The organism is Maricaulis sp. (assembly GCF_048270095.1).
GTDB lineage: Bacteria > Pseudomonadota > Alphaproteobacteria > Caulobacterales > Maricaulaceae > Maricaulis.
The window spans coordinates 16,625-28,325 of record NZ_JBLWTL010000001.1; the positions used below are offsets into that span (position 1 = coordinate 16,625).

An 11,701-nucleotide genomic window follows, 5' to 3' on the forward strand; every position below is an offset into this window, starting at 1 on the left:
TAGTCGAGCCCTCCAATGCCAAAACCACTGTGACGACACCGCCCGCAAATCCGTCTTGCCGAACGGCATGCCTGCTAGCGAAGCGCGCCGATAACCGCCCCGTCAACCGACAGGCCGCCACCGCCGCGGACGCACAGATAGAAGGCCAGCGCGCCATAGACCGCCGCGCTGGTCCAGGCCTGAGGGGCAATCCACCAGGCGAAAACAATCGCCGCAAGCAGAAGCGCCAGACCGACCAGGCGTGTCAAAAACCCGATGGCGAGCATGACCACCGCCAGATGGGCGCCCCAGACCGCGATCTGGGCCAATTGCGTCGGTGCCACCAAGGGCACGGCCCAGATCTGGGCCGCACTGACGGCGGCCGGCACCACATCAGGCCAGTCGGCGGCATAGGCACGGCCCCACACCCATAATCCCGGGATGAGCGACCAGCGTAGCGCGGCGCCGACAATCCAGTCTGGCATGAAGCGTTCGGCGCGCGCCGTCTTGGTGATTTCCTGCATGCTCATCCCCGATCCCCAAACCTCCAGTGGAGGCCTTCCGGGGCAAGCATGCATGCCGCGCCGTGGGCTGGCAATCACATGCACCTATCGCGCGAACTACCGTCCGTCCCAACACTCGACCGGGAGCCGGGACACAACACCCAGCACCAGCAGGATGGGAAGCGCCGATCACAGACCCGCCAGCACGATTGTGTGCATCAGGCGTCCCGGAATGAAGGAGAGCAGGCCGGGGATGATCAGGGCACCATAGAACAACCCCATGACCTGGCCGCGATGACCGCGCCTGTCACCCCGGCGGGCTGACAGGACGAGACGGAAAATGCCGATAATCGTCAGCGGCACGAAGATGTGGATGAAGGAGAAATTTCCACCATTGATTTGCCGGATGAAGATCGCGCTGACCGCGGCGGATGCCATCAGGAGGACGAACACGATCCCCATCGTCCGGTGCGGCAGGTTTCCCTTTGGCGCAAACATCTGGATCGATCCGATCAGCAGCGCCCCGACGGCGCTCAGGATATGCAGCTGGACGACAAAGGGGGCGGTCAGGAAAGCTTCGGTATTCATGGCGATCTCCTCGGTTGTTATGGGCCGTTGAGAAGCAGAAAGACCGGTCGTGTCGGCAATTGAAGCGCGATTGCGCAAACGGGCTGATGCGGTGCGCGAAATGCGCTAGGTGTTGATCCACGCTTCGTGAATGGACGTCATGAACCCGACTGAATCCAACAAGGGCCTGCTGCCGACCATCGCCATCATTCTGGTGCTGGGCAGTTTCCTGTCCGTGCTCGGTCCCTATCAGACCCATCGCCTCGGTTTTCCCGGTGTTTGGCTCTACTGGGTCGGTTTGATGTGTGTAGGCTGGGCTTCCAATGCGCTGGTGACCCTGTTTCTGGCAGGCCTCACCGGCAATTGGTCGCGCCTCGCCCACTATGCGCTCGCCTCATTCCTGATCAGCGTTCCGATCACCATCAGCGTGGCCACCATCCAGGCGCTGCTTTCGCAGCCCTTCAGGGCCCAGGCGCTGCCGGTCGTCTTCATCTTCGTCTGGGTGATTTCTGCAGCGGTAACGGCGCTGGGCTGGCTGATGGAGCGGCGCAATACAGCGCCACAGACGCCGGCGGTTGGCCGGGCCCTGCTCGACAAATTGCCGCCACGCCTGAAACGCGCGCCCTTGCTGGCCTTGCAGTCGGAAGATCATTATCTGCGCGTCCACACCGCTGCAGGCGATGCGCTGATCCTGATGCGGCTGAGTGATGCGATGACGGCCGTTGAAAATCTGGATGGCCGCCAGACGCATCGTTCCTGGTGGGTCGCGCGCGACGCCGTTGATGCCGTTTCCCGCGGGGACGGCCGCGCCATGCTCACGCTGAGCAATGGCGTCCAGGCGCCTGTCAGTCGCACCCACGCGCCCGCCCTGCGTGAATCAGGCTGGTATTGAAATGAAGACGGTGCACTGCGGCGGCATGCCGCCTGACCGGGGCCTTGCCCGCCAGCGCCGCGCGTCACACACTTGAGCGACCCGATTGCCCCAGCCCGCAGGATGACCGCGCCGATGAGCCCTCGTATTGATTTCAGACTGAACCCGGACCTCGACGTCGCGCATTATGCCCGCCTCTATGCCAAGACCGGTCTGGTTCAAATCCCGGACATCCTGCCGGAAGAAACCGCAAATGCGGTCCACGAAATCCTCGCCAACCAGATTTCCTGGCGGATGGTCTTTGTCGCGCCCGCCAGCGGGCAGGTTGCGGATTACGGCTCGGTGGTCTGTCTCGACCAGGCGGAAATGCAGGCTTTCGGCCGCGAGCGCCTGCAGGAGATCGTCAATGGTGTGCTGGAGATGGCGCGCAAGAATATCGGCTTCCTCTATTCTTCCTACCCGATGATCCAGGCCTATTCAGAGGGTTGGGACCCGGGACATCCAATCCACCAATTGACCGAATTCATGAATTCGCCGGCCTTTCTCGATTTCGGCCGTCAGGTGATCGGAGCCAGGAAACTGACCAAGGCGGACTGCCAGGCAACACTCTATTCGCGCGGCCATTTCCTCACCCGCCACCGCGATGACGGCATGAATAATGAACGCCGGGCCGCCTATACCTTTGGCTTCACGCGGGACTGGCAGACCGACTGGGGCGGATTGCTGATGTTTCTCGACGACAAGCAGGATGTCGAGCGGGCCTTGATGCCACGCTTCAACATGCTGTCGCTGTTCGACGGGCACCGGATCCATTCGGTGAGCCCGATTTCACCCTTCGCCGGAGCCGGGCGCTATCAGATCACCGGCTGGCTGCGCGACGACCTCCCGCCCTTCATCCGCTGAGCCCTGACCGGCGGCCGGTGCTGCAAGTCACCGTCAGCTAGACGGATGGCCGGGCGTGATCAGCACTGATAGCTGAGCGGTTGGCGCGCCAGTCAGTGGCGCTCTGGCCCCAGACATCCACCAGAATGCCAAAACCCGGGACTTCGACCTCCCGGCCGGTATTGGCCGACCCGATCCGGCCGGCGACAGCCTGGCTGCCGCGATTATCGGCATGAATGAGATGGATGACGCTGTCCCAGCCGAGCGTATCAAAGGCATAATCCATACAGGCGATCGCCGCCTCGGTCGCATATCCCTTGCCCCAGCTTTCCCGATTGAGGGTCCAGCCAATCTCCGGCTGCGGCCAGCCATGCGGATACCAGGGCCCGACCCGGCCCAGCCACTTGCCTGTCGCCTTTTCAATGACCGAGAAGAAGCCATAACCGCGCAACTGCCAATGGCCGGCAATACCGCACAGGCTGCGCCAGGCCAGTGGTGGCGATTGCACGCCGCCAATGAAGCGAGCGGTCACTTCATCGGCCATCATCGCACAGAGCGGCTCGAAGTCGGCGGCATTCGGCGGACGGAGCTGGAGGCGGGCGGTTTCAAGAACAGGTGTGATCATGCCCTCAAAGCGACACCACACCGCCATAAAGGTCAACTAGGCCTTGATTGTCCTGCACAGCCGCGCCGCCCGCAATGGCTCGGCGATTGCAAGGCGAACTCGCAATATGTGATTTGGAGCACCCCAGCTGTCATGGACGTCAATAATCGTCCCGGAGTGATACGATTATTCCTCTACATGCTCATTGCCGCGAGCGTGTCAGGGGGCATTGTCGGCTGGATCCGGTCCAGCGAAACCGCGCTTTGGGCGGCGAGCCTCAATTTCCCTGACTGGGCGCCGGGCGGTCACCTCCCCGATATTGTCTCGATCCTGATGCTGCAACTGATCGCGATCAGCCTGTGGATCACGCAGCGGGCTGACCGCTGCACCATGCGCCTGCTGAGTGTACTGCTGACCCTCGGCCTGATCGGCGGTGTCTGCCTGCAATTATGCATCATCTTTGTCGGCCGTGATATTACGACAGGCTTTCTCGCAGGGCTGGCGCTTTGGCTCTACATGCTGGTCACCATGACAGTGGTCGATCGCTGCTCCAAGGCCTCGGCGGTCCTGCTATGGCTGCCCTTTGCCTGGCTGACGCTGGGCCTGGCCTTCGCCTTCGAAGTCATGCGGTTGAATGAAGGCTCGAACTTCGTCGGCGGCCTCTGAACCGAAATGACTGGCCCAAGAGAAACGGCCGCCGGATTGCTCCGGCGGCCGTTCGTCATTTCACACTTGCGACGCGATCAGGCGAGCGACGGCTCGAGCGCCTTACAGGCCGCAACCAGGCCTTTGACCGAGTCGACCGAGACGTCGAACATGGCCTGTTCCTCGGCATTGAGCTGGATCTCGACGATTTTCTCGACACCGCCCGCACCGATCACGACAGGCACGCCGACATACATGTCGTCCTGGCCGAACTGACCGGTCAGATGTGCGGCGCATGGCAGGACGCGCTTCTTGTCGCGCAGATAGGCGGTCGCCATCTCGATCGCACTCTCGGCAGGCGCGTAGAAGGCCGAGCCGGTACCAAGCAGGGCAACGATCTCGCCGCCGCCGCCGCGCGTGCGCTTGACGATTTCTTCCATCTTGGCGTCCGTCGACCAGCCCATCTCGATCAGATCGGGCACCGGGATGCCGGCGACGGTGGAGTAACGCAGCAGCGGCACCATGGTGTCGCCATGGCCGCCCATCACGAAGGCGGTGACATCCTCTACGGAGACGCTGAATTCATCGGCCAGGAAGTGACGGAAACGGGCGCTGTCGAGCACACCGGCCATGCCGACGACTTTGTTGTGTGGCAGGCCAGAAAACTGGCGCAAGGCCCAGACCATGGCATCGAGCGGATTGGTGATGCAGATCACGAAAGCGTTCGGAGCGTGCTTGGCAATGCCTTCGCCAACCGCTTTCATGACTTTCAGATTGATGCCGAGCAGGTCGTCGCGGCTCATGCCCGGCTTGCGCGGCACACCGGCGGTGACGATGCAGACATCAGCACCGGCAATGGCGGCATAATCATCGGCGCCGGCCAGCGAACTGTCCTTGCCGAAAACCGGGCTGGCTTCGGCGATATCGAGGGCCTTGCCCTTGGCGACACCGGCAGCAATGTCGAACAGCACGACATCACCGAGTTCTTCACGCGCGGCGATATGAGCCAGTGTGCCACCGATCATACCGGATCCGATGAGCGCAATCTTGTTACGGGCCATGGGGAGAGCTCCTCTTGAGGGAAGTGAATTGTTGCAGTGCGGTCTAACGCTGCGCGCGCGTCCGGGCAAGCAATCTTCTCGAACCAGGCCGGTTCGGCGTCAGCGTTTCAGCGCCATCAACACCCCGTCTCCGATCGTCGTGAAAGCCATGTCGACACGCTCATCATCGCGGACCTTGCTCGCCAGCGCGTTGAGGGCTGCGGTATCGGCATCGACCGCGCAGCGCTCAGGATCGGCGACACTGCCGGACCAGAGCACATTGTCGAACAGGACCAGGCCACCCGGGCGCAATAACTCCAGAGCCGCCTCGTAATAGGCGTCGTACCCGGTCTTGTCGGCATCAATGAAAACCATGTCGACCATGCCGGCGATTTCGCCATGCAACGCGCCAAGTGTCTCGCGAGCATCACCAATCCGCAGCTCGACCTGGCCGTCAATGCCGGCCTCCTGCCAGTAGGAACGGGCCCGGCCGGTATAGTCGTCCGAAATATCGCAGCCATAGAGCCGGGCATCCGGCCCGTGCATCTCGCGCATGGCCAGCATGGTCGCCAGGGCCGAATAGCCGGTGAAGACGCCGATCTCGACAGCTGTCCGGGCCCGCACCAGGCGGGCGCAAATCTGCAGGAAGGCGCCCTGCTCCGGGCTGATCTGCATCACCGCCACATCGCCCATCGCATCGGTTTCGAGGCGGCATCTCAGGAGCGCCGGGTGTTCTGCCCGGTTGGCGCCGCGAACATAGCGGGTGAGTTGGGCATCAAGCCCGAGGGAAGAGGACATGGGCGGTCTCCGGAAAGGGCGGTTGGATCAGCTGGCCGGCCCAGTGTCGCTGGCCTGCCAATGCGCGGCAAGGTAATCATGGCTTCGCATCTCGATCAGGCGCGATGCGGTGCGCTCGAACTCAAACGCGCCATCGCCCCGGGGGTAGAGGTCGGCCGGCTCGGCAGCGGCGCTCATCACCAGCTTCGTCTTTGCCTCGTAGAGCGCATCGATCAGGGTCACGAAACGCTTGGCCTCATTGCGCTTGTCGCGCTGCAGCCCGGGCACTTCATCAAGCAAGACCGTGTGAAACCGGGCCGCAATGGCGAGATAATCGGCGGCGCCCAAAGGCCTGGCGCACAACTCGGCAAAGCTGAAGCGGGCGACGCCCGCGACCTCGCGTTCAACACGCAACTTGCGACCCAGAACCTCGAGCACGCAGTGTTGCGGCGTCGCGCCCTGGGTCAGTCGCGCCCAGGCAGCATCCATCGCCGCTGACGCGTCCGGCCCCAGCGGGGCATAATAGACCGGCGCCGCCTCGAGCTGGCGCAGACGGTGATCAACGCCGCCATTAAGCTCGACCAGCTCGAGCCGCGATTTCAATTCCTCGATGAAGGGCAGGAAGAGCTGGCGATTAATCCCGTCGAGATAGAGGTCGTCGGGATGGCGGTTCGAGGTCGCGACCACCACGACACCCTCTTCAAACAAGCGGTCAAACAGGCGCCCGAGAATCATCGCATCGGCGATATCGCTGACCTGGAATTCGTCAAACGCCAGCAGGCGCGCCTGCTGGGCCAGAGCCCGCGCCACGGGCGGGATCGGATCATCGCCGGCGCCCCGGACATATTCAGGCCGGCGCTTGCGCTCACGCTCACTCAGACCGCGCCACGCACCGATGCGCGCATGCACATCCTGCATGAATTCATGGAAATGCGCCCGTCGCCTGGTCTCGACCGGAGCGGTATCGACGAAAATATCCATCAGCATGGATTTGCCGCGCCCGACCCCGCCCCAGAGATAGAGGCCGCGCGGCGCCGGCCTGGTCTTGCCGAACAGGGTTTTTGCGCCGGGTGTCCAGCCCTGCAGGCGTTGCGATAGTCCGGTCAGCAATCGCGCCGCCCGCTCCTGGTCCGCATCCGCCGACAGCACCCCGGAGCCAACCCGCTCCTGCCACAATGAAATCGGCGTCGCCATGCAACAAGCCTAATGGCGAGGGGTTGCGATGGCGTCAATGGGGGAAGGCGGTCTGGCGCACCTACCCCGCCGGCCAGAGCCGGATGACCGCCAGGGCGAGAAAGCCCAGCGTGACGATACAGGCAATAGCCAGCCAGACCGGTTTTTCCACCTCACGCATGAACCGCCTCCAGGGCTGCGCGCATGGGGTCGGGGAGGGGCAAGGGGCGGCGGCTTTCGCGGTCGACATAGACGTGGACGAAATGGCCCTGTGCGGCGGCTTCGGTCTCGCCGGGTTTGAACAGGGCGATCTCGTAACGTACGGAAGAACGGCCGATTTTCGCGATCCGCAGGCCAGCTTCAATCCGGTCAGGATAGGCCAGTGGCGCGAAATAATTGCAACCGGTCTCGACCACCAGGCCAATGACAGCGCCGGAATGGATGTCCAGTCCGGCTTCCTCGATCAGGAAGCAATTTACGATCGTATCGAAGAAGCCATAATAGGCGGCGTTATTGATATGGCCGTAAATATCATTGTCGGCCCAACGGGTTGGCAGATCTCGCCAGCGGGCATAGGCGGCACGTGGCCGCGTCTCGGTCACAGGACAGCCTCGTAGCAGGCCTGCGCGTCATCGAGCGTCATTTCGCGGGGATTATTGACCAGAAGCCGGGTCACCAGCATCGCCTCCTCGGCCAGGCGCGGCAGGTCATTATGGCTGACACCGACCTGGCTCAGCCGGGTCTCTATCCCCACCGATGCGGCGATCCTTTCCATCTCCTCGACCAGGCCCTGGGTCGAGGCGTGCAGGCCGAGATGGCTGGCAAGCTGCGCATAGAGCGGCTCGGCAGCCGGCGCATTGAAACGCAAGACCGGCGGCAACATCAGTGAGTTGGACAGGCCGTGTGGCACGTGAAACACGCCGCCGAGCGGATAGGCCAGCGCGTGGACGGCGCCGACCGGTGCGTTGGCAAAGGCCTGCCCGGCGAGCAAGGCGCCGAGCAACATATCCTCGCGCGCTTCGGTATCGCGGCCATCGCTGCAGGCGCGCTCAATGGCGCCGTGAAGCTTTTTCAGACCGGCCAGAGCGAGGGCATCGGAGACGGGATTTTTCTGCAGGCGGGTCGTGTAGGCCTCGATTGCGTGAACCATGGCGTCGATTCCGGTTGCAGCCGTGGTGGCGCGCGGCAAGCCATAAGTGAGCTCGGCATCAAGCACGGCGAGATCGCCATACAGGGCAGGCGAATTGACGCCCATCTTCGAACTTTCCCCGACTGTCACCACCGAGATCGGGGTGACCTCGGAACCGGTTCCGGCCGTTGTGGGTATCAGGATCAGCGGCAGTCGCGGACCCGTCGCCTTGTTCACCCCATACATGGCTGCAAGGCTCTGGCTGGACCCGCACAGCATTGCCACAAGCTTGCTGCAGTCCATCGAACTACCGCCGCCAAAGCCGACAATGACTTCCGCCCCAAAATTCCGCGCCGCGTCGGCAGCGGCCAGCACCACCGCTTCGGGCGGGTCGGCCACGACCTGATCAAAAATGGACACCGACAAACCGGCCGCCTCGAGCGCCGCCACCGCAGCATCGGTCTGGCCGACGGCGCGAACGCCGGGATCGGTGACAAGGAAAATCCGGCGTCGGTCGCCAATCAGAGGTGCCGCAAGCTGGGCCAGGCGTGCAACAGAACCGGCACCGACATGAACGTGCGGCACAGTACGAAAATCGAATGACGGCATGGGGACCCCAGACTGAATTCGCCCGCGTGGGCCGATTGTCATTACCAATATCCTCGCCGGGCTGGATCCTCAAGGCAAGCGCCGCCCGGGGCCGACCTTTGCGCCGCATCCCTGTGCCAGAATAACCCAGGTGCAAAGCCCGCTGACCCCACGACAGGTAGACCAGAATCATCAAGAAATACTGGCCTCCCCGGAGGCCGCGCCCTAGGCTCGGATTCAATCAACAAGAACAGACTGTGTGTGGATGAGCGTATGCCGATAAAAATCAGCCTCCATGAACGTGAATGCCTGATCCTGATCGAGAGCAGCGGCGCAGTGCTGCGGCGTGAAGCCGGCTGGGGCGCGGAACGGGTCCGGGAGTTGTTGAAACAACATGCCGTTTCTGCCGTGCTCTTCGATTCAAGCCGGATGCAGAAACATACCTCGCCGTCATTGGCCAGCGAGATCATTTCCGGTTTCATTCAGGCGATCGAGTCGGATGTCCTGATCGCCTATGTGCGGCCGGACTGCTGGGATGAAGCCTATGTGACCCAGGTCAGCACGATGATTGACGACATCCCCGCCAGATCCCGCGTATTTGTGGATATCGAGACCGCCCGCGCCTGGCTCCGCGATGGGATGGGCTGCCAGGCCTCACCAGCCTAGACCGGGGGGCCGGCGCCTGCCCGCCACGCGGGCCGGCAGACGCCAACAGAATTCAATCAGACCGATCGCCCTGACTAGTTCATCGTCGGAATGACGAAGGCCTGGTCACCGATATCGCCGGTCGGCCAGCGCTGGGTCACCGTCTTGATCTTGGTGAAGAAGCGGATCCCGTCCGTGCCGTACTGATTGGTGTCGGTGAAGGCGGAGCGCTTCCAGCCACCAAAGGAATGATAGGCGACGGGCACCGGGATCGGCACATTGATGCCGACCATGCCGACATTGACCTTGGCGGCAAATTCGCGCGCCGCCAGCCCGTTGCGGGTGAAAATGGCAACGCCATTGCCATACTGGTGATTGCTCGGCAGGGCCGCAGCCTCTTCCAGGTTATCGGCGCGCACGACCTGGAGAACAGGTCCGAAAATCTCTTCCTCATAGGATTGCATGCCCGGTTTGACATGATCGAACAGGGTCGGGCCGATAAAGAAGCCCTTCTCATGGCCCTGCAACTGGAAACCGCGGCCGTCGAGCAAGAGCTCCGCACCCTCATCGATGCCCATCTGGATGTAACTCTCGATCGTCTTGCGGTGGGCCGCCGAGACAACCGGGCCGTAATGGGCGGTGTCATCAGTGGAGACGCCAATGCGCAGATTGACGGCTTCCGCCTTGATGCGCGCGACGAATTCATCGGCGGTCTTCTTGCCGACCGGCACAGCAACGGGCAGCGCCATACAGCGTTCGCCGGCCGAGCCATAGGCGGCACCGAGGAAGTCATTCACGACCTGGTCCATATCGGCATCGGGCATGATGATGCCGTGATTCTTGGCCCCGCCCATCGCCTGGAAGCGTTTGGCATGCTTGGTACAGCCCTGGGCAATATAGTGGGCGATATTGGAGGAGCCGACAAAGCTGACGGCCTTGATATCGTCATGCTCGATCAGGGCGTCGACAGCGGTCTTGTCACCATGCACGACCTGCAGCACGCCTTCGGGCAGACCGGCCTCGATCATGATCTCGGCCAGACGCACCGGCACGGACGGATCTTTTTCTGACGGCTTCAGAATCATCGCATTGCCGGTCGACAGCGCCATGCCCATGAACCACATCGGGATCATGGCCGGGAAGTTGAACGGCGTGATGCCGGCGACAACGCCGAGCGGCTGGCGCATCGAATAGACATCAATGCCCGGACCGGCGCTCTCGGTGTATTCGCCCTTCATCAGATGCGGCACGCCGCAGGCAAATTCGATCACTTCCAGACCGCGGATCAGATCACCCTTGGCGTCGGCGATCACCTTGCCATGCTCGGAGGAGAGAAGATGGGCCAGCTCTTCCATCTGATCCTCGACCATCATCTTGTATTTCATCAAGACACGGGCGCGGCGCTGCGGGTTCATCGCGGCCCAGATCGCCTGGCCTTTCTTGGCGCCGGCCACGGCATCGGCCACTTCATCGCGGGTCGCGAACTGGACGCGGGCCTGAACTTCACCGGTATTGGGATTGAAAATATCGCCAAATTGTCCGGATTTCCCCTTGAAGGCCTTGCCGTCAACGAAGTGTTGGATTTCACGCGTCATGTGACTCGCTCCCGATTAAGCTTGATGATGGCTGCGAAGGTCGCGCCATGCCATTGAGGCTGACTTAAACCGGTGACCGTGCCATGTCGAGGCGACGGGATGCAGCGCGACGTGACCTTCGGTCGCGGTCCTGGCGAGTTGGCAGAAACCACGATCGCGCTTACGCACGGTCCCACTTGGAAATGGAGCCCATCATGCAGTTCAAAGTCGGCCAAGCCTGGAGCATACGCGATATGAGCGAGCCGGATGCCCGCGTGGTGATTGGCCGGATCGAGGCTGCTGCCGAGCTTGATGGCCAGGTCGTCTTTCATTGCACCATCTTCAATGCCGCGACGGTGGATATGGGTGAAGGCCCGGAATTGCTGGTCTTCGGACATATCCCCTTCACCCGGGATGCCTTTGCCGCCTCCGCACTGGAGCTCCTTGAGGAAAAGGCCGAGACAGCGGCCGCCTTCGACGAAGGCTATTATCAGTGGGCAGAAGCGCTGGGCGGCGCCTTCAATGTACCGATCGCGCAAGCGATCAATGACGCCCTGCAGGCGGCGCGCGACTGAGCGGCCTGCCGGCTCCAGGCTGGCGCGCAGGCAAAGCCAGCCGACGCCATTCGACCAGACGTTGAAATCGCCCGTGGCGACAAATGCACACCCCGCCGCTAATTGCGCTACAGGGCAATAGATTCCTTGACCGGCCTTTCCTCTGTCCG

General features: G+C 62.5%; 14 protein-coding genes. 5 read left to right on the top strand and 9 right to left on the bottom strand.

Features of this window, described 5'->3' with window-relative positions:
• Positions 1 to 74: 74 nt before the first annotated feature.
• Positions 75 to 509, bottom strand: a complete 435-nt coding sequence (locus ACN0YJ_RS00070; protein ID WP_417476406.1) for a hypothetical protein — start codon at positions 507 to 509, stop codon at positions 75 to 77.
• 162 nt (positions 510 to 671) lie between these two features.
• The gene (locus ACN0YJ_RS00075) at positions 672 to 1,070 is read right to left on the bottom strand and encodes a DUF2306 domain-containing protein (protein WP_417488449.1); all 399 of its coding nucleotides are present in this window, start codon (positions 1,068 to 1,070) and stop codon (positions 672 to 674) included.
• Positions 1,071 to 1,209: 139 nt separating this feature from the next.
• Between ACN0YJ_RS00075 and ACN0YJ_RS00080 the strand changes: the two genes are divergently transcribed.
• Together ACN0YJ_RS00080 and ACN0YJ_RS00085 are read left to right on the top strand one after the other, a co-directional pair.
• Positions 1,210 to 1,941 carry a LytTR family DNA-binding domain-containing protein gene (locus ACN0YJ_RS00080; protein ID WP_417488448.1) on the top strand — a complete coding sequence of 244 codons (732 nt, stop codon included), beginning with the start codon at positions 1,210 to 1,212 and terminating at the stop codon, positions 1,939 to 1,941.
• A gap of 114 nt (positions 1,942 to 2,055) precedes the next feature.
• Positions 2,056 to 2,823, top strand: coding sequence for a 2OG-Fe(II) oxygenase (locus tag ACN0YJ_RS00085; RefSeq protein WP_417488447.1), 768 nt, complete (start codon positions 2,056 to 2,058; stop codon positions 2,821 to 2,823).
• 37 nt (positions 2,824 to 2,860) lie between these two features.
• Here ACN0YJ_RS00085 and ACN0YJ_RS00090 read toward each other — a convergent pair whose 3' ends face one another.
• Positions 2,861 to 3,427, bottom strand: a complete 567-nt coding sequence (locus ACN0YJ_RS00090) for a GNAT family N-acetyltransferase (protein ID WP_417494975.1) — start codon at positions 3,425 to 3,427, stop codon at positions 2,861 to 2,863.
• A 132-nt stretch (positions 3,428 to 3,559) separates the two neighbouring features.
• On the opposite strand from ACN0YJ_RS00090, the gene ACN0YJ_RS00095 reads away from it, so the two are divergent.
• Positions 3,560 to 4,072 carry a tryptophan-rich sensory protein gene (locus tag ACN0YJ_RS00095; protein WP_417476411.1) on the top strand — a complete coding sequence of 171 codons (513 nt, stop codon included), beginning with the start codon at positions 3,560 to 3,562 and terminating at the stop codon, positions 4,070 to 4,072.
• A gap of 77 nt (positions 4,073 to 4,149) precedes the next feature.
• On the opposite strand, the gene mdh is transcribed toward ACN0YJ_RS00095, so the two are convergent.
• From mdh to ACN0YJ_RS00120, 5 genes are all read right to left on the bottom strand, one after another.
• The gene (mdh, locus tag ACN0YJ_RS00100) at positions 4,150 to 5,112 is read right to left on the bottom strand and encodes a malate dehydrogenase (RefSeq protein ID WP_417494976.1); all 963 of its coding nucleotides are present in this window, start codon (positions 5,110 to 5,112) and stop codon (positions 4,150 to 4,152) included.
• Positions 5,113 to 5,211: 99 nt separating this feature from the next.
• On the bottom strand, positions 5,212 to 5,889 hold the full coding sequence (locus ACN0YJ_RS00105) for an O-methyltransferase (RefSeq protein ID WP_417476413.1): 678 nt from the start codon (positions 5,887 to 5,889) through the stop codon (positions 5,212 to 5,214).
• Positions 5,890 to 5,916: 27 nt separating this feature from the next.
• Positions 5,917 to 7,062, bottom strand: coding sequence for a cell division protein ZapE (gene zapE / locus ACN0YJ_RS00110; RefSeq protein ID WP_417476414.1), 1,146 nt, complete (start codon positions 7,060 to 7,062; stop codon positions 5,917 to 5,919).
• Positions 7,063 to 7,214: 152 nt separating this feature from the next.
• Positions 7,215 to 7,643, bottom strand: coding sequence for an acyl-CoA thioesterase (locus ACN0YJ_RS00115; protein ID WP_417494977.1), 429 nt, complete (start codon positions 7,641 to 7,643; stop codon positions 7,215 to 7,217).
• On the bottom strand, positions 7,640 to 8,779 hold the full coding sequence (locus tag ACN0YJ_RS00120) for an iron-containing alcohol dehydrogenase (RefSeq protein WP_417494978.1): 1,140 nt from the start codon (positions 8,777 to 8,779) through the stop codon (positions 7,640 to 7,642). Before ACN0YJ_RS00120 ends, ACN0YJ_RS00115 begins: the two co-directional genes overlap by 4 nt.
• 252 nt (positions 8,780 to 9,031) lie before the next feature.
• Between ACN0YJ_RS00120 and ACN0YJ_RS00125 the strand changes: the two genes are divergently transcribed.
• Positions 9,032 to 9,424: a hypothetical protein gene (locus ACN0YJ_RS00125; RefSeq protein WP_417494979.1), complete on the top strand. Its 393-nt coding sequence runs from the start codon at positions 9,032 to 9,034 to the stop codon at positions 9,422 to 9,424.
• A 74-nt stretch (positions 9,425 to 9,498) separates the two neighbouring features.
• On the opposite strand, the gene ACN0YJ_RS00130 is transcribed toward ACN0YJ_RS00125, so the two are convergent.
• Positions 9,499 to 10,998 (bottom strand): CoA-acylating methylmalonate-semialdehyde dehydrogenase, encoded by a 1,500-nt coding sequence (locus ACN0YJ_RS00130; protein ID WP_417476418.1) that lies wholly within the window; start codon positions 10,996 to 10,998, stop codon positions 9,499 to 9,501.
• Between the two features lie 194 nt (positions 10,999 to 11,192).
• On the opposite strand from ACN0YJ_RS00130, the gene ACN0YJ_RS00135 reads away from it, so the two are divergent.
• The gene (locus tag ACN0YJ_RS00135; protein ID WP_417476419.1) at positions 11,193 to 11,552 is read left to right on the top strand and encodes a hypothetical protein; all 360 of its coding nucleotides are present in this window, start codon (positions 11,193 to 11,195) and stop codon (positions 11,550 to 11,552) included.
• The last annotated feature ends 149 nt before the right edge of the window (positions 11,553 to 11,701 follow it).

Coding starts and splice junctions, on each gene's coding strand:
- ACN0YJ_RS00135 (WP_417476419.1), top strand. CDS start 11,193: ATGCAGTTCAAAGTCGGCCAAGCCTGGAGCATACGCGATATGAGCGAG.
- ACN0YJ_RS00130 (WP_417476418.1), bottom strand. CDS start 10,998: ATGACGCGTGAAATCCAACACTTCGTTGACGGCAAGGCCTTCAAGGGG.
- ACN0YJ_RS00070 (WP_417476406.1), bottom strand. CDS start 509: ATGAGCATGCAGGAAATCACCAAGACGGCGCGCGCCGAACGCTTCATG.
- ACN0YJ_RS00120 (WP_417494978.1), bottom strand. CDS start 8,779: ATGCCGTCATTCGATTTTCGTACTGTGCCGCACGTTCATGTCGGTGCC.
- ACN0YJ_RS00105 (WP_417476413.1), bottom strand. CDS start 5,889: ATGTCCTCTTCCCTCGGGCTTGATGCCCAACTCACCCGCTATGTTCGC.
- ACN0YJ_RS00080 (WP_417488448.1), top strand. CDS start 1,210: ATGAACCCGACTGAATCCAACAAGGGCCTGCTGCCGACCATCGCCATC.
- ACN0YJ_RS00075 (WP_417488449.1), bottom strand. CDS start 1,070: ATGAATACCGAAGCTTTCCTGACCGCCCCCTTTGTCGTCCAGCTGCAT.
- ACN0YJ_RS00085 (WP_417488447.1), top strand. CDS start 2,056: ATGAGCCCTCGTATTGATTTCAGACTGAACCCGGACCTCGACGTCGCG.
- mdh (WP_417494976.1), bottom strand. CDS start 5,112: ATGGCCCGTAACAAGATTGCGCTCATCGGATCCGGTATGATCGGTGGC.
- ACN0YJ_RS00095 (WP_417476411.1), top strand. CDS start 3,560: ATGGACGTCAATAATCGTCCCGGAGTGATACGATTATTCCTCTACATG.
- zapE (WP_417476414.1), bottom strand. CDS start 7,062: ATGGCGACGCCGATTTCATTGTGGCAGGAGCGGGTTGGCTCCGGGGTG.
- ACN0YJ_RS00090 (WP_417494975.1), bottom strand. CDS start 3,427: ATGATCACACCTGTTCTTGAAACCGCCCGCCTCCAGCTCCGTCCGCCG.
- ACN0YJ_RS00125 (WP_417494979.1), top strand. CDS start 9,032: ATGCCGATAAAAATCAGCCTCCATGAACGTGAATGCCTGATCCTGATC.